This is a genomic window from Candidatus Dactylopiibacterium carminicum (assembly GCF_014736495.1).
GTDB lineage: Bacteria > Pseudomonadota > Gammaproteobacteria > Burkholderiales > Rhodocyclaceae > Uliginosibacterium > Uliginosibacterium carminicum.
The window spans coordinates 1-24,047 of sequence record NZ_MDUX01000043.1; the positions used below are offsets into that span (position 1 = coordinate 1).

The 24,047-nt window shown below is 59.9% G+C and carries 25 protein-coding genes and 1 pseudogene; 17 read left to right on the forward strand and 9 right to left on the reverse strand.

Annotated features, from left to right (window positions below; genetic code table 11):
• Window positions 1-33: 33 nt before the first annotated feature.
• Window positions 34-639, reverse strand: a complete 606-nt coding sequence (locus BGI27_RS12360; protein WP_223871785.1) for a hypothetical protein — start codon at window positions 637-639, stop codon at window positions 34-36.
• A 382-nt stretch (window positions 640-1,021) separates the two neighbouring features.
• Here BGI27_RS12360 and BGI27_RS12365 point away from each other — a divergent pair, with 382 nt between their 5' ends.
• Together BGI27_RS12365 and BGI27_RS12370 are read left to right on the forward strand one after the other, a co-directional pair.
• The gene (locus BGI27_RS12365) at window positions 1,022-1,330 is read left to right on the forward strand and encodes a DNA-binding protein (protein WP_095525174.1); all 309 of its coding nucleotides are present in this window, start codon (window positions 1,022-1,024) and stop codon (window positions 1,328-1,330) included.
• A 3-nt stretch (window positions 1,331-1,333) separates the two neighbouring features.
• Window positions 1,334-2,287 (forward strand): bifunctional DNA primase/polymerase, encoded by a 954-nt coding sequence (locus BGI27_RS12370; protein ID WP_095525175.1) that lies wholly within the window; start codon window positions 1,334-1,336, stop codon window positions 2,285-2,287.
• A 183-nt stretch (window positions 2,288-2,470) separates the two neighbouring features.
• Here the strand turns inward: BGI27_RS12370 and BGI27_RS12375 are convergent, their stop codons facing one another.
• From BGI27_RS12375 to BGI27_RS12385, 3 genes are all read right to left on the reverse strand, one after another.
• Window positions 2,471-2,938 (reverse strand): hypothetical protein, encoded by a 468-nt coding sequence (locus BGI27_RS12375; protein ID WP_095525176.1) that lies wholly within the window; start codon window positions 2,936-2,938, stop codon window positions 2,471-2,473.
• A gap of 82 nt (window positions 2,939-3,020) precedes the next feature.
• Window positions 3,021-3,884, reverse strand: a complete 864-nt coding sequence (locus BGI27_RS12380) for a nucleotidyl transferase AbiEii/AbiGii toxin family protein (protein WP_095525177.1) — start codon at window positions 3,882-3,884, stop codon at window positions 3,021-3,023.
• A complete protein-coding gene (locus BGI27_RS12385; protein ID WP_095525178.1) occupies window positions 3,881-4,486 on the reverse strand; it encodes a type IV toxin-antitoxin system AbiEi family antitoxin domain-containing protein in 606 nt (201 codons plus the stop codon). The genes BGI27_RS12380 and BGI27_RS12385 overlap by 4 nt, the downstream gene beginning before the upstream one ends.
• A 227-nt stretch (window positions 4,487-4,713) precedes the next feature.
• Here BGI27_RS12385 and BGI27_RS12390 point away from each other — a divergent pair, with 227 nt between their 5' ends.
• From BGI27_RS12390 to BGI27_RS12405, 4 genes are read left to right on the forward strand one after another with little or no spacing between them, the layout of a single operon-like run.
• Window positions 4,714-5,370: a hypothetical protein gene (locus tag BGI27_RS12390; RefSeq protein WP_046432185.1), complete on the forward strand. Its 657-nt coding sequence runs from the start codon at window positions 4,714-4,716 to the stop codon at window positions 5,368-5,370.
• Window positions 5,367-6,587, forward strand: a complete 1,221-nt coding sequence (locus BGI27_RS12395; RefSeq protein ID WP_095525179.1) for an XRE family transcriptional regulator — start codon at window positions 5,367-5,369, stop codon at window positions 6,585-6,587. Before BGI27_RS12390 ends, BGI27_RS12395 begins: the two co-directional genes overlap by 4 nt.
• A gap of 16 nt (window positions 6,588-6,603) precedes the next feature.
• Window positions 6,604-6,852 (forward strand): hypothetical protein, encoded by a 249-nt coding sequence (locus BGI27_RS12400; protein WP_020200504.1) that lies wholly within the window; start codon window positions 6,604-6,606, stop codon window positions 6,850-6,852.
• Between the two features lie 20 nt (window positions 6,853-6,872).
• Window positions 6,873-7,334, forward strand: a complete 462-nt coding sequence (locus BGI27_RS12405; protein ID WP_095525180.1) for a hypothetical protein — start codon at window positions 6,873-6,875, stop codon at window positions 7,332-7,334.
• 263 nt (window positions 7,335-7,597) lie between these two features.
• Here the strand turns inward: BGI27_RS12405 and BGI27_RS12410 are convergent, their stop codons facing one another.
• Complete coding sequence (locus tag BGI27_RS12410) at window positions 7,598-7,831, reverse strand: hypothetical protein (RefSeq protein ID WP_095529987.1); 234 nt, start codon at window positions 7,829-7,831, stop codon at window positions 7,598-7,600.
• Window positions 7,832-8,188: 357 nt separating this feature from the next.
• Here BGI27_RS12410 and BGI27_RS12415 point away from each other — a divergent pair, with 357 nt between their 5' ends.
• From BGI27_RS12415 to BGI27_RS12455, 9 genes are all read left to right on the forward strand, one after another.
• Entirely contained in the window at window positions 8,189-9,265 is a 1,077-nt protein-coding gene (locus tag BGI27_RS12415) for a pilus assembly protein PilM (protein ID WP_170943032.1), read from the forward strand.
• A complete protein-coding gene (locus BGI27_RS12420; protein WP_095525182.1) occupies window positions 9,262-9,870 on the forward strand; it encodes a PilN domain-containing protein in 609 nt (202 codons plus the stop codon). The genes BGI27_RS12415 and BGI27_RS12420 overlap by 4 nt, the downstream gene beginning before the upstream one ends.
• Window positions 9,867-10,508: a type IV pilus inner membrane component PilO gene (locus tag BGI27_RS12425; RefSeq protein WP_095525183.1), complete on the forward strand. Its 642-nt coding sequence runs from the start codon at window positions 9,867-9,869 to the stop codon at window positions 10,506-10,508. The genes BGI27_RS12420 and BGI27_RS12425 overlap by 4 nt, the downstream gene beginning before the upstream one ends.
• Window positions 10,509-10,532: 24 nt before the next feature.
• Window positions 10,533-11,045: a pilus assembly protein PilP gene (locus tag BGI27_RS12430; RefSeq protein WP_095525184.1), complete on the forward strand. Its 513-nt coding sequence runs from the start codon at window positions 10,533-10,535 to the stop codon at window positions 11,043-11,045.
• Entirely contained in the window at window positions 11,042-13,198 is a 2,157-nt protein-coding gene (locus BGI27_RS12435; RefSeq protein ID WP_095525185.1) for a type IV pilus secretin PilQ, read from the forward strand. The genes BGI27_RS12430 and BGI27_RS12435 overlap by 4 nt, the downstream gene beginning before the upstream one ends.
• A 92-nt stretch (window positions 13,199-13,290) precedes the next feature.
• The gene (locus BGI27_RS12440) at window positions 13,291-13,827 is read left to right on the forward strand and encodes a shikimate kinase (RefSeq protein WP_141239759.1); all 537 of its coding nucleotides are present in this window, start codon (window positions 13,291-13,293) and stop codon (window positions 13,825-13,827) included.
• Window positions 13,809-14,891, forward strand: a complete 1,083-nt coding sequence (gene aroB / locus BGI27_RS12445; RefSeq protein ID WP_095525186.1) for a 3-dehydroquinate synthase — start codon at window positions 13,809-13,811, stop codon at window positions 14,889-14,891. Before BGI27_RS12440 ends, aroB begins: the two co-directional genes overlap by 19 nt.
• 3 nt (window positions 14,892-14,894) lie before the next feature.
• The gene (locus BGI27_RS12450; protein ID WP_095525187.1) at window positions 14,895-16,025 is read left to right on the forward strand and encodes a deoxyguanosinetriphosphate triphosphohydrolase; all 1,131 of its coding nucleotides are present in this window, start codon (window positions 14,895-14,897) and stop codon (window positions 16,023-16,025) included.
• Window positions 16,026-16,031: 6 nt separating this feature from the next.
• A complete protein-coding gene (locus BGI27_RS12455) occupies window positions 16,032-16,718 on the forward strand; it encodes a transposase (protein ID WP_095525188.1) in 687 nt (228 codons plus the stop codon).
• A 79-nt stretch (window positions 16,719-16,797) separates the two neighbouring features.
• On the opposite strand, the gene BGI27_RS12460 is transcribed toward BGI27_RS12455, so the two are convergent.
• A complete protein-coding gene (locus BGI27_RS12460) occupies window positions 16,798-18,255 on the reverse strand; it encodes a DegQ family serine endoprotease (RefSeq protein ID WP_095525189.1) in 1,458 nt (485 codons plus the stop codon).
• Window positions 18,256-18,474: 219 nt separating this feature from the next.
• Here BGI27_RS12460 and BGI27_RS12465 point away from each other — a divergent pair, with 219 nt between their 5' ends.
• Entirely contained in the window at window positions 18,475-19,389 is a 915-nt protein-coding gene (locus BGI27_RS12465) for a hydrogen peroxide-inducible genes activator (protein ID WP_095525190.1), read from the forward strand.
• 147 nt (window positions 19,390-19,536) lie between these two features.
• Here the strand turns inward: BGI27_RS12465 and BGI27_RS12470 are convergent, their stop codons facing one another.
• The 3 genes and pseudogenes from BGI27_RS12470 to BGI27_RS18895 all read right to left on the reverse strand — a co-directional run bounded on the left by BGI27_RS12470 (window position 19,537) and on the right by BGI27_RS18895 (window position 22,792).
• A complete protein-coding gene (locus BGI27_RS12470; protein ID WP_095525191.1) occupies window positions 19,537-20,553 on the reverse strand; it encodes a Fe(3+) ABC transporter substrate-binding protein in 1,017 nt (338 codons plus the stop codon).
• Between the two features lie 178 nt (window positions 20,554-20,731).
• A complete protein-coding gene (locus BGI27_RS12475; protein ID WP_095525192.1) occupies window positions 20,732-21,040 on the reverse strand; it encodes a hypothetical protein in 309 nt (102 codons plus the stop codon).
• A 166-nt stretch (window positions 21,041-21,206) separates the two neighbouring features.
• A pseudogene (locus tag BGI27_RS18895) lies at window positions 21,207-22,792 on the reverse strand (ABC transporter permease).
• Between the two features lie 138 nt (window positions 22,793-22,930).
• On the opposite strand from BGI27_RS18895, the gene BGI27_RS12485 reads away from it, so the two are divergent.
• Window positions 22,931-23,989: an ABC transporter ATP-binding protein gene (locus BGI27_RS12485; protein WP_095525193.1), complete on the forward strand. Its 1,059-nt coding sequence runs from the start codon at window positions 22,931-22,933 to the stop codon at window positions 23,987-23,989.
• The last annotated feature ends 58 nt before the right edge of the window (window positions 23,990-24,047 follow it).

A 24,047-nucleotide genomic window follows, 5' to 3' on the forward strand; every position in this document is an offset into this window, starting at 1 on the left:
CCACTTGGTTGCCAGCTTAAGGCTTCGAAGTGTCTAGTGAACCGGGGGCGATTCATCCTTACGGAAGCGGAGATGTATCCCTGCGCCTGCACCGATCTTGTAAGCGACGTCGCCAGCCAGGGCGCCGAGCAGGTTTTCCTGCGACGCCGTGTTCAGGGTGATGTTGAAGTTCTTGTCGGCCTTCTTCATGTGCCTTGCTTCGAACAGCATCCAAATACTGTGGAACTTCCACGCGACTAGCAGAGGCATGCCCACCAAGTCGGCGTAATTCTGCAAGCGCTTCAGGTAGTCGGGCTTGAAGGACAGGACCTTGTCGTTCTTCGACTTCACCTCTATCAACACGGGGAACTTGCTGGACTGCGTCGAGAACTTCGCCAGCAGGTCGGGTACCTGGAATTCTTGCTTGGAGGCTATGGGGACTTGGTGCTGGTCGAGCTTGTGCAGGAGCTGGCACTTTCCGAGCCAAGCGCACACGACCGAGAACTCGTCCTCGACCGGCAAGCCAATATCCAAGCGGCGAACCCGCTCGGCCACCGTGGCCGCATCCGCGTCGTATCCCAGCTCCGCCAGAGCATCCTGGATGAGCCTCGGCAGGTCCGGTGGCTGCGCTCCCAGCTTCTTCTCGGGTTCTATTTCCACTGTATGCCCCCTCGCCAATCAAAACCTAAAGAATAGCTTTACCCGGACGCACTCGGTAACCCGATGGGCTATAGGTCTCACCAGGCGACCTTTACCGTGTCCGGCTACGTCTTTCCTGGTACCGAGCCACGGTCACCAATCGGATTCGATACGGTTCGCCTAGACAAGATAGAAACGTTGGCGGCGCTGCGTAGAGTAGTTGTGTACTATTGGGTTTGTCGGCGCCACCAATCGCCAACGAATCGGCCTTCGGCGGCCCAAACAGCCGAGACCTACCTCGGCACCGACTGACGGGGAATATGGGTTCTTCTCCGCGACGTACAGCGGGCAGTCATCACTCCACGGTTTAGGCCGTGGCCGACTGTTCGACTGGAGTCGAAAGATGCCAAACCCATACGTACCCAAGCAACTCACCCCCGAGCAGCTCGCCGATCTGCACGCCTTACCCAATGATGCTCTCGCCACCGCCCAGGAGGCGGCCGCATTCCTGCGCCTGACCTATGGCACTTTGGCGTGGTATCGCTGTCAGGGTGGCGGCCCCAAATTCACCCGCATCGGACCGAAGCTAATCCGCTACCGCATGGGCGACCTGCGCGACTACGCGAAGGGCCAGCCGATGGGCGACGGCATGAAGCGCTGCGCCCAGGCAGCGCTCGTCGCACGCGGCCTGTCCCCGAAGTCGGAGGGCTGAGTCATGAGCACAAAAGAGAACGCCCACGGCGAACAAGACCGTGGGCGCAAGGAGTCGCCCCTGGAGAACGGGCTCGACAAGCATGAACAGGTCAATCATGCCGCCACCACCCTCCGCGAGACGCCGTCGTTCGACGACGCTGACTTCTTGGTGCGCGCCGGCTACGAGCTGATCCCCCTGCGCTCAAACAGCAAGGCGCCGAGGGATAAGGACTGGCCGCGTCGCACCTACGATCTGGCAGTCGTGTTGGCCGAGGCACGAGCACGTAGCGGCAACTTGGGCGTACGCCTGCGGCCGACCGACCTCGTCATCGACGTGGACCCGCGCAACGGCGGAGACGACTCGATAGCGAAGCTCTCCGCCAACCTGGGACTGGATCTGGGCACATTCCCCCACGTTGCCACGGGTGGCGGTGGGCATCACTATTACCTACGGAAACCCTCTGACGTCGCCACCTTCGGAAAGCTGGCAGCCTATCCCGGCATCGACTTCAAGACCGTGGGTGGCCAGGTGGTCGCACCCGGCGCCGTGCACCCTGAGACGGGGCACCGCTACGAGTCGGACTTCTGGCTGCTCGGCCCCGACGAGACGCCGCAGGCACAGTCCGCGCTGCTTGAACTACTGCGCATCCGCCGCCTGGACAAGCCGGAGGGGAGCGAGCATGACCGCTGGGGCGAGATCACTCCCGAGATGCTCGCGGCCAACTTGGAAATACTGGACCCCGACGATTTCGGTGAAGGCCACTACGAAGAGTGGCTCCACCTAGCGATGGCCTGCCACCACGCCACAGCCGGCGAAGGGCGCCAGGAGTTCATCGACTGGTCCACCGAGGGTGCTGGCTACGAAGATCACGCCGAGGTCATCGGCTACAAGTGGGACTCGTTTCACGCGACTGCCTCGTGCGGCAGCAGGCCGGTCATCCGAACGTACTCGGCGGCCCGAAATGTCGGTGGCTGATCCGCCCCCGGAATGGAGAACTCTTCTGCCTGCATAGACCCGATCACTTTATGTTGTGTGAACTTGCTCTCGGGCCTGCCTTTCACCTCAATGGCATACACGTGGCCTGCAATGCGCGGCCGGAATGCACAGGGTTGAAATTATTGCCATCCAGGATGATCGAGAGCCCATTTGGGCTTGAAGTTAAGGCTGGATTCCCTGGGTGTCGATCAAGTCATCTCTTGACGCATCCATCTTGCATTCACAGGTTTCGTACAGCAGCGTGATTTCGACCACCCAAGAGCCCGGTGTTCCATTCGGAAAATCTGGACGTCTTGTGATCCGGTAGGTGCCGGAAGGCAGAGCTGACACGTCCATCTTTACCGGATCGATGACTGGCTGCCGATGAGCGGTGGTAGGTTGCTCCCCTTGATCGCCGTTGACCTGTTGTGCGTCTCGGTGATTGCGCCAATAGTCGTGATTGCGCTGTGACCACGCTCGCTGGGCCGCCTGCTGATTGATTCGGTAGTCAGGATCGGATTGAAGTTTTGCCCGCTGCCATTCGCGCTTGCGTGCCCGCTGACATTCAGGGGCGGAGCAGAAGGCTTGGTCGGGAACCTGCGGAAGAGGTTCGAAGGGGTGGCCGCAGTGTGCGCAAAGTCGGGTAGTCATCGTGGTCTCCATGCAAAGTCCGTATGGAGACCGCCACTGACCGTGGCGAAGGGCGCGAAGCGGCTGCCCTATGAAGGGATATTCAACGAGCGACGGTGTTCAACGCGGGGGCCAATGCCACGCTCAAGCGGCCAACGATGGCGGCCAAGGGTTCTGGCGGAAGTTCGTTTTTCTTGAGAAATGCCAGCCACAGCGCCTGGCGCGAAGCGTCGTGTGCAAACTCGTCCGTCAGGCCGACTGGCAGCGCTTCAGGAACTGCCATGCCCCGTCTTTCAAACGTGGCCTTGATCGCCTGGGCCAGCAGATCGGTGTCCAGAGTTTCTCTTTCCAACAGCACCGACAGATCGAAGTAGTCCTTCAAGCGGCTGTTGGTCATGCCCAGCAAAGCGATGGCGTGGAGCTTTTCTGCGATGACGGTGTACGTTGGGTAGGCCCGCAGTCGTGGTGCGGGCATTTCCTCCAGCAGTACTGGGTAGACCGAATCAACAGGTGCCGGGGTGACGGCGTCGCCGAAGCCGACATCGATCTGGGTCTTGCAGCGTGCTCTGGCAAGATCGCCTGCAATCATCACGCGAACGCCACCGTAGCCTGCTTCCTTGCGGATTTCCTCGACCGTGACGGAGGCTGGGTCGAACACGATGCCGTCGTCGACCGGTACGGCTGCGATGTCCCGGAATACCTGGGCCACTGACTCCAGATCGCTGGCACCGAAGCCCAAGAGGTCGGCATCGCGTGTGGCCCGGTGTGGCATGTCGTACCAGAGCGTGAACAGCAGCGCACCTTTGAGCAGGAAACGGTCAGCGTGCGGCGACTGGGTCAGCCGATAGAGGATGCGCTCCAAGGCAAAGCGCACCAGCACCTGATTGAAATCTACGCCTTGTGCCTTGGCGACATTGAGCAGGCGCGCACGGACGGATGCCGCGACATTTGGGGTGGCCGCACTCATCCGACGCTTTCCAGGTAGGGGCGCATCACGTTGGCCACGCGGCATATCTTGGCGAAACGCCAGATGTCGTCGACGGATGCCTTGCTGCGCGCCCGGGCGTCTTTCAGCGCCTCCAGAGCCACATCCAGCCCGATCTTGTTACGGTGTTTGAAGCAGTCCGCCACGGTCTTGGCGACGCTGTACACCCGGAGCCTGACACCATCGCGTTCGACTTCCTCAATCCCTGCCGAGTAGGCATCACCCGTGAACTGCACCATCTTGACGGGCGGGTAATCGACACGAGGCGGGTGGCTGCCCCGTGGCATGGCGATCCAGATCTGACAAGGCAGCTGTGTGGTCAGCTCATGAAACTGGAGGGCCGTGAGTAGGCAGAACACCGCTTGGGGTACCTTGGTGGCGATGGTGCCAAGGCTCTCGAATTCTGAAATCTCTGCATCCGGCAGACGGTACAGGCCACGCCCCACCTTCTCTAGTAGACCCGCAGCGGTCAAGCGCGTCAGAACGACTCGAGGCGCACTGATGGCGTCCAGATCGCTGGCGCGTAGCAGCCCCTTCTGGCTGGCCAGATCGAGGACGCGCTGGGTGTGGGTGTCGGCGAGCATGGTGGGAGTATGTTCCGTTATTTCGTCGAATGCAACTTCTGGAAGACAAAACGAAACATTTAGCCCACATTCTCCCGGTATCCCCGCTGGCAGACGATCCGCTGGGCGCGCTACAAATCGGGGGCGTTACGGCCTCAATCGCAGCATCACCTACACAAAAACCTTTTAAGCGAAACTATTTGATGATAGAATCCGCTTGAACGAAATCTCCGATGACGGAGTTGCCAATGGCCCAGCCAAACCAAGAAACGATCCATGACCTGCTCGTAAGAAATATCCCGCGTGAGCTTGTCATGGGCCTCGAAGAAGCCAAGCTGGTCGGCGCTCAACGTGCCTATGCTGCGGCGCGAGGGATGGATGACGGGCACTTGCCCAGCGTGGTGGGGCAGTTGCGCCACTTCCATATGAACGAGTCCTTCCATCGTGCACTTGCCGTTGCAGACGCCTCTCCTTCACCGCTTCGCGGCAATCAGATCGTCACAGGCCGGTCTGGGATCTTCACCTTGGCACGGTTCAACACCAAGTATGGGGTCTGGAACAGCGGGCGGCGTAGCGAAACCCGAAAACAGATGTCGCTGGCAAACGCGGCCATCGAGCCACTGGTTCAACCCGGGCTCTTTTCAGGCTACGTGGAGCCATCCCAAGCGGTTGTGTTCGTCGTGGCCTGCTTTGCAGGGTCGTTGCATAGCCAGCCGGACACACCCGTTTCCATCGAAATCGCGGTCCCAGATCGCCACATGCAAGGCTGGCTTTTCCGGGAACCCATTGACGCATTCATCAAGCGCTACGACCAGCAGCCGACAGCAGGCCAGGACGATTTGGCTGTGCCGAAGCTGAAGAAGAACATTGGCAAACAACAAGACAAAGACGGAACAGGATCATGAGCAGGGGCGGTGTACAAGGATTTCAGAAAGATCGACTTAGCCAAATTCTTGCGGCCCGTCGTCTGACTCAAGTCCAGCTGGCCTCGATGGTCGATGTGTCTCCGGCAACCATCAGCAAGTGGCGCGCAGGAACGCAAGCGCCTGAGCGTGACGCGCTTGAACGCCTTGCTGGCGTGGTCAACGTCACGCCGGAATGGTTTACGCGTGCGTTTACGCGTGCGCCCGGGGCGAAGTTGTCGTTGCCGCTTTTTCGCAGCAACGCGTCAGTGCACGTCGCTGCACGAGCCATGCTTGAGGCCCGCCTTGAGTGGGCTCAGGACGTGGCGGCTGCCCTGATGGAGTACGTTGACTACCCCGATGTCAATTTACCCTCTCGTGATTACACCGAGCCGGAACAGATCACCAACGAGGACATCGAGAAGGCTGCCTGCGAATGCCGGGATCTGTGGCGTTTGGGCCGTTCGGCGATTCAAGACTTGGCGCTGGCAGTAGAAGGCGCTGGAGTGATCGTCGTCCGGGAAGAAACCGGCATCGCTCAGATCGAAGGGCTATCGGCTTGGAGTGAAGCATTGGGGCGACCGCTCATTCTTTTGTCCGCCGACAAAAACAATGGGTACCGCAGTCGCTTCGATCTTGCTCACGAGGTCGGGCATCTGATCCTGCATCGTCACATTCAGCGCACGACAGACAACGCGCGCCACAAAATGATGGAAGCGCAGGCACACCGTTTCGCAGGCGCTTTTTTGCTGCCCGCCGAAACGTTCGCCAGCGAAGTTCGCGTGCCTCCGACTCTAGATGACTTGTTGCTGCTGAAGCGCCGTTGGGGCGTATCGGCGGCGGCGATCATCATGCGGCTGAAGGCTCTTGAGATGTTGAATGAAGATGGCGCTCTGATGCTTTTCAAGCGTCGCTCTGCTCGGTGGGGTGCGAAATCAGAACCCGGAGACGAGGATCGTCGACCAGAGCAGCCACGCCTGCTTCGTCGCACCATCGACCTGTTGGTCGAAGAGAAGGTCATGCCTTTGGACGCCATCCCGAGACACATCGGACTGGCTGCGGGCGACGTGGAAGCACTCGCCGGATTGCCTGAAGGCTACTTTCAGGGCAAAACCAATGTCGTGGAGTTTGCGCGACTGAAAGCAACCCAGAAGCCGGTTGATGACCAACCAGCCCAAGGCAATAAGGTGGTGCCATTCCGGCCCGTCTTCAAATCCTGATGTGAAAGGAACAGCGATGTCCAAGAACACAAAGCAGACGTCCTCACGAATTGGTCGGCTGGCGTCGGAAACGCTGCAAAGCAGCAGTTCGTCGCAAGTGGCCAAGAGTCTGGCCGCTTCGGCACTGTCTCAGCGCAGCGGCGACAAACAGACCGGCGCCCAGATGGAAGACAAGGCCGCACGCGTTTTGGCCAGCGACCGATACGCTAAAGAGACGAAAGAACTGGCGGCATCGGTCCTGTCCCAAGCCAACAAGCAGCGCTGAGGCAGGGAGTCGAGTCCCTTATGTCACAGGATCTGAGCGACTCGCAACTGAAGGATCTCTGGCGTCAGGGAAAAATCCCGGTCATCTTCAAGCGCAATAAGCCACTCCCGGTCCTGGCGCGCATTCCGTTCGCCGAGGGGAACATGGAGTGGCTGCGGGATGGCCGACGCTCGAAGCCCGACTGGTGTGCGCAGTTCAAGGCCTGGGAAATTCCGACTGCGTGGTTCGACAGCGTGATCAAACTTGCGCTGAGACGACGCCAAGAGGTCTATGTGATCCAGTTGTACCGGGAGCACCAAAAATGCGCTCCGGCGTGCTGGAATGCGTCGGGCTTTCATTGCGAATGCTCCTGCATGGGGGAGAACCACGGCGGTGGCCATCCAGGCGGAAACTGGTACGAGGTTTCCGAAACCTTCGCCGTGTCCTGGGGGCAGCAGCGCTATTCATGCCGCCATCTGAAGGTCAAGAACCCCGGGCGCTGACCGTGGCAGCGCAAGCTATCGAAGGTCGGAAATGCGCGGAGACAGCCAAAGTCCCCCCGGACCTCCGCATCGTATATAATCTCGCCTGCGGTGTCCTCGCCGGTGAGGCAGGAAGGTTCTCTCTAGTAGGAGACTACACCACCAAATTCCAGTCAAAAGGCCCATCCTACGGATGGGCCTTTTTTCGTTTCCGTGCCTCGATTACATACCGCCTGTTGGTGGTATGGAATGAATTTCAGCGCTCCGCGGAATATCTTGTTCGTTTAGGTTTTGCCCCCGTCGTCGATCAGGATGCGGGTATATAGATCCTGCGCGCGCAGCAAGTCATTCCGCGTTACACCTATGCCTGAATTGCACTTTTCGCAGTTCAGCGTGCTGTCCGGCAGCAAGGTTTCAAGATGATGCGTCAGCTCGTGCTGGCACGAGGGGCAGGCGATCACCAGTGTCGGGCGCTTGTGTTTATCGATGTTCAGATCGATCTTGAGCGTGCTGGGCATTTCATTCTCCATCTGCATAAGAGACTGTTGGGATGAGCACAGTGGGGCATTCTGTGGCTATTGCTTCAATTGATACTGGCTGCTGACGGTTCGCTATGCCAGATTGACGTGTCGCTTCCGTGCGCCTTTGTCATTGAAGGAAGCTTACGAATGGCCGCCGGGAACTCACCCAAGTAAGCTAGCATGCTGCGGATGCCCCTGAAAAATAGGGCTTTCAGCGTTGAAACCGTGCGCTCGACCGTTCGGCGTCCCTGTGCTTTACATGCATCTGAACTTACTGCTAGGATTTAAAGTGATTTATCGTAGAATCACTTAATGTCTTGATTTAAAAGTAGTTTTATTGGGTGGCTCAGCGCTATGGATATCCAATCCTTGTTGGGAGGTAGATCCAAAGCCTTGATAGGCTTGGATATATCTTCCTCGGCAGTAAAACTGGTGGAGCTGGCTGAAGCCGGATCCAACCAGTACCGACTCGAGCGCTATGCCATTGAGCCGCTCCCACGAGATGCAGTAACTGACGGCAATATTGCCAGCCTTGAGGCTGTCGCCGACGCCATCAGGCGTGCCTGGAAGCGCCTGGGGTCATCCACCCGCCAGGTTGCGCTGGCATTGCCTGCCGCGGCCGTCATCACCAAGAAAATCATGCTGCCGGCCGGCTTGCGCGAGCTGGAAATGGAAGTGCAGGTCGAGTCGGAAGCCAACCAGTACATCCCTTTTGCCATTGATGAGGTAAATCTGGATTTTCAGGTGCTTGGTCCGTCGCCGGGCAGTGCAGAAGAAGTCGATGTCTTGATCGCGGCGTCACGCAAGGAAAAAGTGGAAGATCGCGTAGCCGCTGCTGAGGCGGCTGGGCTGAAAGCCTTGGTGATGGATGTCGAGTCGTTCGCGTCGCAGGCTGCGTTCGAGCTTATTAAGAAGCGCTTGCCTGATGCCGGGCGAGGCAAGATTGTTGCTCTGGTCGACCTGGGCGCGCAGGTGATGAAGGTGACGATCCTGCGCGATCAGAACGTGCTTTATTCCCGCGAGCAGGCCTTCGGCGGCAATCAGCTGACTCAGGATATCTCGCGCAATTACGGCATGAGCACGGAAGAAGCGGAGGCAGCCAAGCGTTCCAGCAGTCTTCCTGAAGATTATGAGCATGAACTGCTCAAACCCTTCACTGAAAGCGTTGCACTGGAAGTCTCCAGGGCTTTGCAGTTCTTTTTTACCTCCACACAGTTCAACCAAGTCGACAACATCGTTTTATCGGGCGGGTGCGCGGTGATTCCCGGGATAGATCAGGTGGTTGCCAGCCGTACCCAAGTCCCCACGAAGACCGCCAATCCTTTTGTCGGCATGAGCTTGTCACAACGGGTTCGTCCCAAGAACCTCGCTGCTGACGCCCCGGCACTGATGGTCGCCTGTGGCTTGGCCTTGAGGAGGTTCGACGCATGATTCGCATCAACCTTTTGCCACACCGCGAGCAGTCTCGAAAGGATCGGCGTCAGCAGTTCATTTCCCTTGCGATACTGACGGTGCTGGTTGGCGGCATCGTCTGGTTCATCGGTACAACCCTGATCGGTAGTCAGATCGAGAGCCAGCTTAAAACCAACAATTTCATCAAGCGGGAAATCGCTTCTCTTGATAAGGAAATTGCCGAAATAGCACGCATCAAGGAGCAGACCCAGGCGCTGTTGGCACGCAAGCAGGTTATTGAATCCCTGCAAGGCAATCGGACCGAGACGGTCATCATGTTCAACGAACTGGTGACTCAAATGCCCGAAGGCGTTTTCCTCAAGGCAGTCAAGCAAACCGGCAACAGTGTCCTGTTGAATGGGTATGCACAGTCCAATGCCCGTGTTTCGCAGCTGATGCGTAACCTGGATGCGTCTCCCATCTTTGAAAAGCCTGCGCTGCAGGAAATCAAGAAGATCAGTTTCAAGGGCCGAAGCGTGGGTGAGTTTGCCCTGCGGATCGAGATCGAGCATGCGCCTGCCGAAACGGGTACGGCTGCTGCTGCTCCGGCCAAGACGACCAAGACGGGTAAGGGGAAATCATGAGTCTGGACAAGTTCCTAAACGATTTCCGCCAGCTGGATCCCAATGACCCTGGGATGTGGCCTCTGGCTCCCCGGATTGCTGCGCTGATCCTTCTTTTGATCCTGGTTGTGGCCGGTGGCTGGTGGTTTGACTGGAAAGGCAAAATGGACGAGCTCGAAAGAGTTCGGCTGGAAGAGGTCAAGCTCAAGGATGAATGGCGAGGAAAGAAGCAACAGGCAGTCAATCTTGATGAGTATCGTAACCAGCTTGCCGAAATGGACCGGCAATTTGGCGCATTGCTCAAGCAATTGCCGAACAAGGCAGAGATGGAGTCCCTGCTGATTTATGTTAACCAGGCAGGGCGTGGTCGGGGATTGCAATTCGAGCTATGGCGGCCGGGTTCTGAGAGCGTCAAAGAGTTTTACGCCGAGTTGCCGATCACGATTTCCATCAGCGGTGGTTACCATGATTTTGGCCAGTTCGTGAATGACGTGGCCAAGCTTCCCCGCATTGTCACCTTGCGTAACGTCGATCTTGCACCAGGCAAGGATGGCGTGATGCGTATGAATGCAACGGCTGTCACTTATCGTTATCTCGACGATGAAGAGGTTGCGCAGCAGCGACGCGACAAAGCTGCGGCGGCCAAACGGAAAAAATAGCCTCCAGCGCACGGGGAAGATGAAATGAAACCGATTTGGTTGCTGGCCGCCATCAGTTTGCTACTGGGAGCGTGTGCAGATGAGCACCGGGATCTCAAGGCCTGGATGGCAAATGAAGCAAAAGGGATGCAGGGCAAGATCCAGCCGTTGCCGCCGTTGAAGGAATTTCAGGATGTGGATTATTCAGTATCCGCACTGGTGGATCCATTTCAGGAAGCGCGTTTGCAGCCCGCAAAGGGGCGTAGCGTCAATCAGCCTGATGAAAACCGCCGTCGGGAGCCATTGGAAGCCTATCCGCTGGAATCTCTGCGGATGGTCGGCATGATGACCATGCATGGCCGCCCGATTGCTTTGATACAGGCAGACCGAGCTGTTCATCAGGTCAGAAGCGGTAATTACCTTGGCCAGAATTTCGGTGTGATTACCAAGATCACCGAAGGCGAGATCACTTTGAAGGAGCTCATCGAGGACGCCAATGGCGACTGGGTTGAGCGTTTCAGTAGCTTGCAGCTGCAAGAGCAGGAGACCCACAAATGAAATCCATTAAGCGTCTGATTGCGCCGGTGTTCTGCGCAGTGACCGGGCTTGTCGGCCTGTCCGGCGCGTACGCCCAGTCGGCTCCTGTCAAGGAAACGCGCAGCGTTATCGAATCAATCCAGAGTACCGTCAGTGGCGGCGTGGTTACGATCCGTATCGGACTCAGCCAGGCGCTGACCGGCCAGCTCAGCAGCTTTAGCGTGTCCAACCCGGCCAGGATTGCGGTGGATCTGCCTTCTACGGCAAATGGTTTGGATCGGTCTGTCCAGAATATCGGTGAAGGTGATGTCCGTAGTGTCAACCTCGTGCAGGTCGCCGACCGGACCCGCTTGGTTGTCAATCTGCTCAAGCCTCTGAGTTATGAAGCACGAGTCGAGGGCAAGGACGTGGTGATTTCATTGGCTGCAGCGGTGGCAAAGTCTGCGGAGCTGACAACGACTGCGCGATTTGCCGAGCAACCTGGGGGGCCCGATACGCACGCGATTCGTGACATCAATTTCCGTCGAGGTAAGGACGGTGAAGGGCGTGTGGTCATCGATCTGTCTGACACGAATACGGGAATCGATATCAGGCAAGCAGGTAGTAACCTAATCGTGGACTTTCTGAAGACCTCCTTGCCTGAACGGCTCCGCCGCAATCTTGACGTAACTGATTTCGGCACGCCGGTGACCGGGATCTCCACGACAGAGCAGGAGAGCGGGGTGCGGATGGTGATCACCCCGACCGGTCTTTGGGAACACAATGCCTACCAGACTGACAGCCAGTTTGTTCTGGAGGTCAAGTCCGTGCAGGAAGACCCGCGCAAATTGGTACAAGGCGGTAGCCGTGCCGTGAAATATGCCGGCGAGAAGCTGTCACTGAATTTCCAGAATATCGGCGTGCGTGAAGTGTTGCAGGTGATTGCGGATTTCACCAATTTCAACATCGTTACCAGCGACTCCGTTGCAGGTTCGCTGACTCTGCGCTTGAAGGATGTCCCTTGGGATCAGGCACTGGAGATCGTGTTGCAGGCCAAGGGTTTGGACATGCGCAAAAATGGCAACGTGATCTGGATCGCGCCGCGTGAAGAATTGGCGGCACGCGAAAAGCTGGAGTTGGAATCTAAGCAACAGATCGGTGACCTCGAGCCACTGCGGACCGAGACCTTCCAGATCAACTATCACAGCTCCAAGGCAATTTATGACGGCGTATTAAAGGACAAGGAAAAGACCATCCTGTCCAAGCGTGGCTCGGTGATCATGGATGAACGGACCAACAAGCTCATCGTGACCGATACGGCAGCCCGGTTGGATGATGTGCGACGCATGCTCAACGAGATCGATGTACCTTCGCGTCAGGTGATCATCGAGGCCCAGATCATCGAAGCAGAAGATACCTTTGCCAAGAATCTTGGCGCCCGGTTTGGCGTGACGCAATCCAAGAGTCTGGGAACGGGAGGGAGTTATACCTTGGGCGGTAGCCCGGCTCAGAATACCTATACCACGACGGCCTACACCGGTGTTTCAGGCACGCAGTACGCGACAGCGGATAAGCCGGATCTTTCCGATGTGCTGAACTTTCCCAATGCCGCATCCTCGATTTCTGGCAAGAGTGCTGGGCAGATCGGGTTGACCCTGTTGAGTGCAGGCGGTACCGGCATGCTCAATCTGGAGCTTTCTGCGCTTGAATCCGATGGCCGTGGTCGCGTGGTGTCCAGGCCACGCGTCATGACTGCCGATCAGATCGAGGCAGTGATCGAGCAAGGGGTGGAAATCCCCTACCAGACTGCAACCAGCTCGGGTGCTACGGCAATTCAGTTCCGCAAGGCCAACTTGTCTCTCAAGGTCAAGCCGCAGATTACGCCGGATGGGCGCGTATCCATGATGCTGGACGTGAACAAGGATACGCCCAACACCCAGATTTCCACTGGCGCCGGGGTTGCTATCGATACCAAGCACGTCAAGAGTGAAGTATTGGTGGATAACGGAGGAACCGTGGTAATCGGTGGGATCTTCCAGCAGGAGGCCAGCTCAGTGACGACCAAGATTCCGTTGCTGGGCGATATCCCGTTCCTTGGTGCCCTGTTCCGCAACAAGGAAAGCAAGGACAACAAAACCGAGTTGCTGGTGTTCATTACGCCGCGCATCCTGACCGATCAGGTCGTCACGCGCTGACCTCCTGATGCTGTAGCCCGGAAGCCCGCAGACCTTGAGGTCGCGGGCTTTTTCGTATGAGGCGTGCCCTGAATCCGGGCTAGAATTCGGCCGTGGATACCAAGAACGGCAACATTTATCTCGTAGGCCTGATGGGCTCTGGCAAGACCACCATCGGCAGGATGCTGGCGCGGCGCCTGGGGCGGATTTTTCATGACTCCGATCATGAGATCGTCAACCGGACAGGCGTACGAATCCCTATTATCTTCGAGCTGGAGGGCGAAGCAGGCTTTCGCCGGCGCGAAGCGCAGGTGATCGCGGAGCTTGCAGACGAAGGTGCCGCGGTGATCGCTACGGGCGGAGGGGCGGTACTTTCCCCCATAAACCGCCAGGTGATGCGTGATTCCGGATGGGTGGTCTATCTCGATGTGCCTACCCCTATCCTGCTTGAGCGTACCCGGAACGACAGCAACCGTCCTCTGCTACAGGTCGCCGATCCGGCTGCCCGACTGGATGCGTTGCGAGCCGAGCGCGATCCGTTCTACAGGGAAATTGCCGATCTGGTCATCGACGGCGCACGCCTAAATTCGGGGGGTGCGGTCAACAAGATACTTGCCGAGTGGGAAAAGCGATGCGCACTGTCGACGTAGCATTGGGTAATCGAGCCTATCCGATCAGGATTGGCGAAGGGCTTCTGGCCGATGCCAGTCTGATCACGCCCCATCTTCGTACCCGCAGGGTTGCCATTGTCAGCAATGAAATCGTCGCGCCTTTGCACCTTTCCGCTTTACGCGCAGGGCTGTTGGCTGCGGGTGTGGACATCACCGAGATCATCCTTCCTGATGGTGAGTCTTACAAGGACTGGGGAACTCTGAATCTGATCTATGACGGTCTGCTTGCAGCACGTTGTGAGCGTTCGACCACCCTGATTGCCCTGGGCGGTGGTGTCATCGGCGACATGGTCGGATTTGCCGCGGCAACGTATCAGCGCGGAGTGCCTTTCATCCAGATTCCTACGACACTCCTGTCGCAGGTGGATTCTTCCGTTGGCGGGAAGACCGCGATCAACCATCCTCTGGGCAAGAACATGATCGGCGCCTTCTACCAGCCGAAGCTGGTGCTGGCGGACATCAACAGTCTGCAGACCCTGCCCTTGCGCGAGCTGCAAGCGGGACTGGCCGAGGTGATCAAATACGGTTTCATCCGCGATCTGCCTTTCCTCGATTGGTTGGAAGACAACCTCGACGCGTTGCTGGCACGTGACCCGGAAGCCTTGGGTTATGCGGTCGAACGTAGCTGCCTGAACAAGGCGGAGGTCGTTGCTGCTGACGAGACCGAACAGGGCGAGCGTGCCCTGCTCAATCTCGGTCATACTTTTGGTCACGCAATCGAAACAGGCCTTGGTTTTGGTGTTTGGCTCCACGGAGAGGCGGTAGCTGCCGGCATGGTGATGGCGGCGGAGCTCTCTGCTCGGCTTGGGATGATTCACTCGGCGGACGTGGCCCGTGTGCGTCGCATTACCGAGCGTGCCGGTTTGCCTGTGCAAGGGCCGAAACTTGGTGCGGAGCGCTACATCGAACTCATGCGTCACGACAAAAAGGTGGAGGAGGGGCGCCTGCGCCTGATCCTGTTGCAGGCCGTGGGGCAGGGCGTGATCCGTGACTCCGCGCCTCTGGTCGATATCGCTGCCGCCATCGATAGTTGTTGCGCATAGATCATGGCGGATACGACGCTGGCTTCCTATGGGGTTACCGAGGCTAACAGTCGTGGACGCCGGCATGCTGAGCCAGCGCCTGAGACCCGTAGTGAATTTCAGCGCGACCGTGATCGCATCATTCACTGCAACGCCTTCCGGCGTCTGGAATACAAGACCCAGGTTTTCGTGAATCATGAGGGAGACCTGTTCCGTACGCGTCTGACGCACAGTATAGAGGTTGCACAGATCGGTCGCTCGCTGGCACGTGCGTTGAGCCTCAACGAAGATCTCGTGGAAGCCATCGCGTTGTCGCACGACCTGGGCCATACGCCGTTCGGTCATGCCGGGCAGGACGCGCTCAACGAATGCATGGGCCCTCATGGCGGTTTCGAGCACAACCTGCAGTCGTTGCGCATCGTGGATCGCCTGGAAGAACGCTACGCGACCTTCGACGGCTTAAACCTGATGCATGAGACGCGCGAGGGCATCCTCAAGCATTGCTCCCTGCCCAATGCACGCCAGCTCGGAGAGCTGGGGGCGCGCTTTCTGGAAGGGCGGCAGCCGTCACTCGAAGCCCAGCTGTGCAACCTCGCCGATGCCATCGCCTATAACAACCACGATGTTGATGACGGCTTGCGCGCCGGCCTGATCAGCCTTGAGCAACTGGAGGCTATCGAGGCCTTTGCCCGCCCGTGTGCCGAAGTTCGGAGCCAGTATCCGGATCTGACGCAGCGCCGCCTGATCCATGAAACGGTGCGGCGCATGATCAACGCCCAGGCCATCGATCTGATCACCCAGACCCGAAGCAATCTGACGACACATGGCATCGCCAGCTTGGCTGACGTGCATGCCGCACCACCCCTGATAGCTTTCTCCCTGCCCATGCAGGCCCAGCAGCAGCAATTGCAGCGCTTCCTCCGCGAGCAGCTGTATTGGCACTATCAGGTGCTGCGCGAGATGAGTAAGGCCAAACGCATCATTCGAGATCTGTTCACATTGTTGATGGACGATCCTCGCCTGCTGCCGCCTCAGCATCAGGAATATGCCCACGAAGATCGTCCGCGTGCGATTGCCGATTACATTGCTGGCATGACGGATCGTTATGCGCTCAAGGAGCACCGCCGCCTATTTGCGCTGTCCGATGCGCAGTGAGTCCGTATGAGTCGCCTGCCCCGCCTCCATATTCCCGGCATGCCGCAGTTGCTTACCCAGCGCGGCAATAATCGCGCACTGGTCTTTCTCGATGATCAGGACCAGCAGCAATACCTCAGCCATTTGCGCGATGCCCTGCGTGAAACCGGCGTTCAGTTGCATGCCTGGGTCCTGATGCCAGAACATGTGCATCTGCTTGTCACGCCACCGGCTCCGGAGGCTATCGGTGGATTGATGCAACGTTTGGGACGGCGCTACGTGCGCTGGTTCAATGATCGCCATCGACGCACGGGCACGCTCTGGGAAGGTCGTTACCGCGCCGCCGTACTCGAGCCCGGGGAATGGCTGCTGGCGGTCAGCTCCTATGTGGAGCTCAACCCCTTGCGCGCTGGGCTGGCGGCCACGGCTGAGCACTATCCGTGGTCCAGTTGCCGTCACCATCTTGGGCTGACGCGAGATCCGCTGATCACGGATCATGCAGGCTACTGGGCGCTGGGCAACACGCCATTCGAACGCCAGGCGAGCTATCGACGACTGCTGGAGCAGGGCTTGGGCGATGAGCGTCTGGCGCGTATCCGCTATGCAGCTCATCGTGGCTGGCTACTCGGTGATCTGGTGCCTGCCGTGGATGTGCAGCCCAACCGGCGTGTCGCGCCCCTGCCCAAGGGGCGTCCGCGCTTGCACAAGAGCTGAAGAGGGTTCAGCTTGGGGTACAGACAAGAAAACGGCCGCCCTGTGGCGGCCGTTTGTGCACTTGATCGCCTGACGCGAGTCAGTTGGTGCGTACCACCACGAACTGCTGCACATCACCACGCTGGATCAGCAGCGGAATGTTCTTGCCCGCAGCCTCCACTTGCTTGCGCAATTCGTTCGGAGTATTCACCTTCTGGTTGCTGACCGCGAGGATCACGTCACCCTGACGCAGGCCGGCACGCGCCGCTGCACCAGCGGCTTCCTCGACGATCAGCCCGCCTGCGATACCGAGGCGTTGGGCGTCGCGGGCGTTGATCTGGCGCACCACCAGACCAAGCTTGCCACCGACATTGCCGGCGTTGCTGTCACCGCTATCCAGCGCAACCCGCTCGCTGGCCTGTTCGCCCAGCGTCACGCGGATGTCGCGGATCTTCTTGTCGCGCCAGACCTTCAGGCGCACGCTGTCGCCCGGCGCGCGTTCACCGATGATGCGCGGCAGATCGCCGGACTCGTCGACCACGATGTTGTCGACCTGCAGGATGATGTCGCCGGGCTGCAGCCCCGCCTTTTCTGCCGGGCCACCCTGTTCGATGGAATTGACCAGTGCTCCCGACTGTTTGTCCAGCCCGAAGGACTGCGCCAGATCACGATCCACGTTCTGGATCACCACGCCCAGTTTGCCGCGCTGCACGCGGCCATGCTTCTGCAACTGTTCCTTGACCTTGAGCGCCACGTCGATGGGGATCGCGAAGGAAATCCCCATGTAGCCGCCCGAGCGCGAGTAGATCTGCGAATTGATGCCGACCACCTCACCGTCCAGATTGATCAGCGGGCCGCCGGAATTGCCGGGGTTGATCGCCACATCGGTCTGGATGAAGGGCACATAGGTCTCGTCAGGCAGCTTGCGTGACTTGGCAGAGATGATACCGGCAGTCACGCTGTTCTCGAGGCCGAAGGGGGAGCCCATCGCCACCACCCAGTTGCCGGCACGGGCGTTGTCCGGGTTCCCGAGGCGCACCTTGGGCAGCCCCTTGGCATCGATCTTGATCAGGGCTACGTCGGTACGCTTGTCCGCGCCCAAGACCTTGGCGTTGAATTCACGCTTGTCCGTGAGCTTCACGGTGACTTCCGTGGCGTTCTCCACGACGTGTGCGTTGGTCAGGATGTAACCCTCGGCATCGATGATGAAGCCCGAGCCGACGCCCTGCTGCACGCGCGGCTGGTCATCGCCGCCTTGAGTGCCGGGGGCAGGCATGCCGAAACGGCGGAAGAATTCATAGAAGGGATCGTTCTCGTCGAACGTGATATTGCGGCGGCTGCGATCCACGCTGGTAACGGCGATGTTTACTACGGCGGGGCCGACCTGATCGACCAATCCGCTGAAATCAGGCAGTGCGGCACGCAGGGCTGCTGCCTGGGGTGTGGGCGTCGCTGCCTGTGCCTGCGCTTCGTTGCCACGCAGAGTCAAGCTGCCGGCAACGAACAAGGAAAGCACGCCTGCTGCGAGCATGGCGCGGGAGACGTATTTGGACAACATTGTGTTTCCTCCGGGGGATGAAAACGATTTTCTGAACGTACGCTAGGGTACGCGGCGCATGCTCGGACCATCGCCGCGCTGCAGGGTTCCAGAGCTCTGCGTATATGGGGTTTTGGCGTGATTGATCAAGACAGGACGACCTTGATCAATCGGGCTATCTCCTTTGGAGTCTATAATTAACAAATCCTATTTGCCCGATACCGCTCTCCGGGAGAAACCATGACCCTGACCGACCTGCGCTACATCGTAGCCCTGGCCCAGGAACGCCATTTTGGCCGTGCTGCGGAAAAATGCCACGTCAGCCAGCCCACGCTTTCCGTTGCCGTGAAGAAGCTGGAGGAGCAACTGGGGGTCATGCTGTTCGAACGCAGCGCCGTCGACGTCAAGGTTACCGAGATCGGGCGCGAGATCGTGGACCAGGCTGAGCGCGTATTGCGCGAGGCGAGCCAGATCCGTGATCTGGCAGAGGCAGGGAAGGATGCGCTGGCCGGGCCTTTGCGCATCGGAGTGATCTACACCATCGCGCCCTATCTGCTGCCATCGCTGATCCCGCTGCTGGCCGAGCGCGTTCCGCGCATGCCATTGATGATCCAGGAAAATTACACCGCACGCCTGGCTGAAGCACTGAAGAAGGGCGAGATCGATGTTGCCATCCTGGCGCTGCCCTTCCTTGAGCAAGGTATCGTGACCCAGCCTGTCTATGACGAATCTTTCCGCGTGGTGATGCCCGCGCAGCATTCATGGACGCAACTGAAGGAGCTTTCGTCTGAGCAACTGCAAGAAGAGCCATTGCTGCTGCTGGGATCGGGCAACTGCTTCCGCGATCAGGTGCTCGAAGCCTGCCCGCGTTGTGCGCATGGCACCGGCTTGCAGAAGACCATGGAAGGCAGCTCACTGGAAACCATCCGCCACATGGTGGCTACTGGATTGGGCGTGACGGTCTTGCCCGCCTCTGCCGCCGATCCGCTGGTGGGCACTCAGGAGCTGGTGGCCGTACGTCCGTTTGCTGCGCCGGAACCTACCCGGCGCGTGGCGATCGCCTGGCGTGTGACCTATCCGCGTACCAAGGTGATTGATCTGCTGCGTGCGGCGATTCTGGATAGTCGTTTGCCCGGCACAACACCCGTCAGCTGAATCCTGCTTCCAAGACAGGAAAATGGCCTCCGGACTCATCGTGGTGCGACGGGCCGGTCTTCCAAAGAGACGCTTTTTCGTCTTGGAGCGGTCCGGCAATGAAAAAGCCCCGCTCGCGGGGCTTTCGCATGTTTTCAGGCCGATCACTCAACGCCAGCCGGCACGATCGAAGATCTTCTGTGCCGTGGCCGAGCCTTTGGAGGTCTGGCCGATGGGCAGGGTATCCGCCTTGAACGCCCCCAGCTTGTCGAGTGCCGGATTGCTGACCTTTACCGTGGGCACCGTGGGCCATTCGTTGTTGCCGTCGGCGAAATAGACCTGTGCTGCATCGGAGGCCAGATATTCCAGGAGCTTCACGGCGGACTCCTTGTTCGGCGCATGTTTCAGCATGCCGCCGCCGGAGACATTGATGTGGGTGCCCCAGCTCTGCTGGTTAGGCCACACCACGGCGATGGATTCGGCCACCTTGAGGTCTTCAGCCTTGTCAGAGCGCATCAGGCGGGCCACATAGTAGGAGTTGGCCAGTGCCACGCCACATTCGCCAGCGGCCACCGCCTTGATCTGGTCGGTGTCTCCTCCCTTGGGCGCGCGCGCGAAATTGGCCACCAGACCGCGTGCCCAGGCTTCGGTCTTCGCTTCGCCATCGTGTGCGATCAGGGCTGCACCCAGCGAAAGGTTGTACGGATGCGAACCGGAGCGCACACAGACCTGTCCCTTGAGTTTCGGATCGGCCAGTTGCTCATAACTCTGTACGTCGGCGGCTTTCACGCTGCGCGGGTTGTAGACGATCACGCGGGCGCGCTGGGAAAAGGAAAACCACTCGCCGGTACGCAGATGCGCAGGGATGCGATCTTCCAGCTGCTTCGATTTCACCGGGGCGAACAGGCCGAGTTCGTCGGCCTTGGCCAGGCGGCTGGCGTCCACCGTGATGAACACGTCGGCCGGGCTGTTTGCGCCCTCGCTCTTGAGGCGCTCCAGCAGTGCGTCCTCTCCTGCCTGGATGTAATTGATCTTGATGCCGGTCGCCTTCTCGAAGCCGCTGAACAGCGCCTCATCGGTCTGGTAGTGGCGTGAGGAATAAAGATTCAGCACCTTTTCCTGGGCATGAACGGTGGTAACGCTGAGGCCGGCAATGGCTGCGGCCAGAAGCGCGTACTTGGGCATGGGTCTCTCCTTGTGAGGCGTCGGAATGACGTTGAATCCGTGGAGAGCGAAATGTAAATACAAATTATTATTATTAATACAGATTAACAATCCGGAGCCGTACGGAGGGCCTTGCCCCCGCAATTCCTGCTGTTTGTCCGTGCTTGTTCCAGCTGTCGTCCGGTGTAGCACCTGCCACCTAGGATGCGGGCGGTGCTTCATCGCCCTTGTGCGGTCGGGCACGTGGTTTGCGTGGTGCCGGAGGGCTGTCGATCAATTTTCGGCTATGGATCTCTGCCGCCCGCCGTGCGTCGCCCACGCAGGCGAAGTCCTTGCGCCGGGGCAGGCGCGAGATGCGTGACTCGTTGGTTTCCACATTGGTGATGCGAACCGAGGCAGCGTAGCGTTTGTCCAGAGGGCGCAGGCCGGTCTTGCCTTCCGGGGGCGCGGCCAGATACACCAATGCTTCGATGAGGAATCCCTTGTAGGGAGCTTGGGCGGCTTCCATGCTTCGTCCTTCCGTGCTGCCGCCGGCGCTGCGGGGGCTAGTTGAACCCGGCAGAGACCGGGTGAAGGACCGCTCACCGGGCTGCGTGAAGCGGGCGGTGCCGGCGCGTCGCCGGCAGGCCTCATGGTGAATGGCCGGCCCGGCTTTGGCAAGCGTGCTGGCTGTTTCAGCGGTTACGACCGATGCGCCGGGACAACACGATCACCGGCAGCAGTCCGGCGGCGACGATGGCCAGCGATGCGGTGGCGGCTTCCGTCAGGCGCTCGTCGGACGCTAGCGTGTAGGCTTGGGTCGCCAGGGTATCGAAATTGAAGGGGCGGATCACCAGCGTGGCCGGCAACTCCTTCATCACATCGACGAACACCAGCAGGCTGGCCGTGAGCAGACTGCCGCGCAGCAGTGGCCAGTGCACGCGGCGCAGCACACCGAGGCGCGTGGCACCGAGGCTGCGCGCGGCTTCGTCCATGGCCGGAGTGATGCGTGTCAGGCCGCTTTCCACACTGCCCAGTGCCATGGTGAGGAAACGCACCAGATAGGCGTAGACGAGTGCCGTGATCCCGCCTGTGAGCAACAGGCCGGGATTGTGCCCGGTAAGGTCGCGGATGGATTCCGCCAGCGCGATATCCACGCGCGTGACCGGGATCAGGATACCCACCGCGATCACCGCGCCGGGCAAGGCATAGCCCAGCGATACCAGACGGTTGAGTGCGGCCGGCAGGCGTGAATGTGCCAGGCGTGCGCCATAGCCGAAAATCACAGCCAGCAGCACCGCCAACGCAGCCGTCAGGGCGGAGACGGACAGGCTGTTGCTCAACAACTGGAAGTAGCGCGCGCCGAACTGTGCGTCGCCATCGGCAAAGGCCATGTGCAGCAGCAATCCGGCCGGCAACAGGAAGCCCAATGTCAGCGGCAGTGCGCAGGCGAGCCAGGCCGCGCCCGCCTGCCAGCCGTGCAGACGTGTGAGTGAAGAGGCGCGCGCGGGCCGGCGGCATGCCGGGCGCGGCCGCGCGAGGCGTGTTCGAGCAGCAATACCAGTGCAACGAAGCCCAGTAGCGCAGCGGAGAGCTGCGCTGCCGCGATGCGATCACCGAGCGAGAACCAGGCGCGGAAGATGCCAGTGGTGAAGGTCTGTACCGCGAAGTAGGACACGGTGCCGAAATCCGCCAGCGTTTCCATCAGTGCCAGACTTACGCCGGCGACGATGGCCGGCCGCGCGAGCGGCAGCGAGATGCGCAGGAAGGTACGCCAGGGTCCCAGACCCAACGAGCGTGCGGCTTCCTGCAAGCTGGCCGAGCGTGCCAGGAAGGCTGTGCGCGCCAACAGGTAGACGTAGGGATACAGCACCAGGGCAAACATGGCACAGGCCCCGCCGACGCTTCGCACCTCGGGAAACCAGTAATCGCCACGGCGCCAGTCGAAGGTTTCGCGCAGCCAGCCCTGCACCGGGCCGACGAACTGCAGCAGATCGGTATACACATAGGCCATCACGTAGGCCGGCATTGCCAGCGGCAGCACCAGCGCCCATTCGAACACGCGCCGCCCGGGGAACTCGGTCATGCTCGTCAGCCAGGCCGTGGTCACACCGATCACGGCAACGCCAAGCCCCACGCTGGTGAGCATCACCAGCGTGTTGCGCACGAATTCACCGAGTACTGTCTGCGCCAGATGCGACCAGGTTTCAGCGGTGCCGCCGGCAAACACGCTGCCCGCCACCACCAGTACCGGCACGGCCAGCAACAGGGCCAGCAGCATCGCTACGAGCACTACGGGATTGATCAGATCTTGCAGGGGACGGCGCAGGGCGGTTGATGGCATGACGGTCCGGCGCGGGAGCGGTGGGAGGACCGGATTATAATGATTCTCATCCAGTTACCTCCGGCCGACTGAACCATGCCCCTCCCCGTCCTGCAAGTGCATGACCTGCATCTGGCCTATGGTGACAACACCGTGGTGCATGGCGTCGACTTCGCGCTCGCGTCGGGTGCCATCGCCTGCCTGCTGGGGCCCTCTGGGTGCGGCAAGACCACCGTGCTGCGTGCCATTGCCGGTTTCGAACGGCCGCGCGCCGGGCACGTCCGGCTCAAGGGAGAGACGATCGCCAGCCCGGATCTGATGCGTCCGCCCGAAGCGCGCGGCATCGGCATGGTGTTCCAGGATTACGCCCTGTTCCCACATCTGGACGTGGCCGCCAACATCGCCTTCGGCCTTGCCCCCCTGCCGCGCGCGCGGCGGCATGCGCGTGTCGAGGAAATGCTGGCGCTGGTGAGCATGCAGGGTACGGGCGGGCGCTACCCACACGAGCTCTCCGGCGGCCAGCAGCAACGCATCGCCCTGGCGCGCGCGCTGGCGCCCAGGCCGGAGCTGATCCTGCTTGACGAGCCGTTCTCGAATCTCGATACCGAGATGCGCGAGCGCCTTTCATTCGAAGTGCGCGACATCCTCAAGGCGGCCGGCACCGCCGCCATCCTGGTCACCCACGACCAGCACGAAGCCTTCGCCATGGCCGACGAGATCGGCGTGATGAGCGAAGGGAGGCTGGCGCAATGGGCTGAACCCTGGCAGCTCTACCATCGGCCGGCGACGCGTTTCGTGGCGGATTTCGTCGGCCAGGGCGTAATCGTGCCGGGGGTCGTGCATGACGCACGCACTGTCGAGATCGAACTGGGGCGCTTGCGTTCCGACATTCCCGTGGAATGCTGCGGCAATGACGGAGAATGCCGGGTGGATGTTCTGCTGCGCCCCGATGATGTCGTGCATGACGATGCCAGCCCGCTGCGGGCGGTGGTGGCGCGCAAGGCCTTCAAGGGAGCGGAGATTCTGTACACGCTGCGTCTGGCTAGCGGAGCCGAGGTGCTCTCGCTGGTGCCCAGCTATCACGATCATGCCATCGGTCAGCCCATCGGCATCCGCCTCGACGCGGATCGCGTCGTGACCTTCGCTCATCGCTGAGGAACGCCGGTCGCTTGCATTTCCGGGCCGGCCGCGCAAGGATTGCCGAAGCAATCAT

Excerpts from the sequence above, each read along its gene's own strand:
- BGI27_RS12365 (WP_095525174.1), top strand. The coding sequence starts at position 1,022 with ATGCCAAACCCATACGTACCCAAGCAACTCACCCCCGAGCAGCTCGCC.
- BGI27_RS12370 (WP_095525175.1), top strand. The coding sequence starts at position 1,334 with ATGAGCACAAAAGAGAACGCCCACGGCGAACAAGACCGTGGGCGCAAG.
- BGI27_RS12375 (WP_095525176.1), bottom strand. The coding sequence starts at position 2,938 with ATGACTACCCGACTTTGCGCACACTGCGGCCACCCCTTCGAACCTCTT.
- BGI27_RS12380 (WP_095525177.1), bottom strand. The coding sequence starts at position 3,884 with ATGAGTGCGGCCACCCCAAATGTCGCGGCATCCGTCCGTGCGCGCCTG.
- BGI27_RS12385 (WP_095525178.1), bottom strand. The coding sequence starts at position 4,486 with ATGCTCGCCGACACCCACACCCAGCGCGTCCTCGATCTGGCCAGCCAG.
- BGI27_RS12390 (WP_046432185.1), top strand. The coding sequence starts at position 4,714 with ATGGCCCAGCCAAACCAAGAAACGATCCATGACCTGCTCGTAAGAAAT.
- BGI27_RS12395 (WP_095525179.1), top strand. The coding sequence starts at position 5,367 with ATGAGCAGGGGCGGTGTACAAGGATTTCAGAAAGATCGACTTAGCCAA.
- BGI27_RS12400 (WP_020200504.1), top strand. The coding sequence starts at position 6,604 with ATGTCCAAGAACACAAAGCAGACGTCCTCACGAATTGGTCGGCTGGCG.
- BGI27_RS12405 (WP_095525180.1), top strand. The coding sequence starts at position 6,873 with ATGTCACAGGATCTGAGCGACTCGCAACTGAAGGATCTCTGGCGTCAG.
- BGI27_RS12410 (WP_095529987.1), bottom strand. The coding sequence starts at position 7,831 with ATGCCCAGCACGCTCAAGATCGATCTGAACATCGATAAACACAAGCGC.
- BGI27_RS12415 (WP_170943032.1), top strand. The coding sequence starts at position 8,189 with ATGGATATCCAATCCTTGTTGGGAGGTAGATCCAAAGCCTTGATAGGC.
- BGI27_RS12420 (WP_095525182.1), top strand. The coding sequence starts at position 9,262 with ATGATTCGCATCAACCTTTTGCCACACCGCGAGCAGTCTCGAAAGGAT.
- BGI27_RS12425 (WP_095525183.1), top strand. The coding sequence starts at position 9,867 with ATGAGTCTGGACAAGTTCCTAAACGATTTCCGCCAGCTGGATCCCAAT.
- BGI27_RS12430 (WP_095525184.1), top strand. The coding sequence starts at position 10,533 with ATGAAACCGATTTGGTTGCTGGCCGCCATCAGTTTGCTACTGGGAGCG.
- BGI27_RS12435 (WP_095525185.1), top strand. The coding sequence starts at position 11,042 with ATGAAATCCATTAAGCGTCTGATTGCGCCGGTGTTCTGCGCAGTGACC.
- aroB (WP_095525186.1), top strand. The coding sequence starts at position 13,809 with ATGCGCACTGTCGACGTAGCATTGGGTAATCGAGCCTATCCGATCAGG.
- BGI27_RS12450 (WP_095525187.1), top strand. The coding sequence starts at position 14,895 with ATGGCGGATACGACGCTGGCTTCCTATGGGGTTACCGAGGCTAACAGT.
- BGI27_RS12455 (WP_095525188.1), top strand. The coding sequence starts at position 16,032 with ATGAGTCGCCTGCCCCGCCTCCATATTCCCGGCATGCCGCAGTTGCTT.
- BGI27_RS12460 (WP_095525189.1), bottom strand. The coding sequence starts at position 18,255 with ATGTTGTCCAAATACGTCTCCCGCGCCATGCTCGCAGCAGGCGTGCTT.
- BGI27_RS12465 (WP_095525190.1), top strand. The coding sequence starts at position 18,475 with ATGACCCTGACCGACCTGCGCTACATCGTAGCCCTGGCCCAGGAACGC.
- BGI27_RS12470 (WP_095525191.1), bottom strand. The coding sequence starts at position 20,553 with ATGCCCAAGTACGCGCTTCTGGCCGCAGCCATTGCCGGCCTCAGCGTT.
- BGI27_RS12475 (WP_095525192.1), bottom strand. The coding sequence starts at position 21,040 with ATGGAAGCCGCCCAAGCTCCCTACAAGGGATTCCTCATCGAAGCATTG.
- BGI27_RS12485 (WP_095525193.1), top strand. The coding sequence starts at position 22,931 with ATGCCCCTCCCCGTCCTGCAAGTGCATGACCTGCATCTGGCCTATGGT.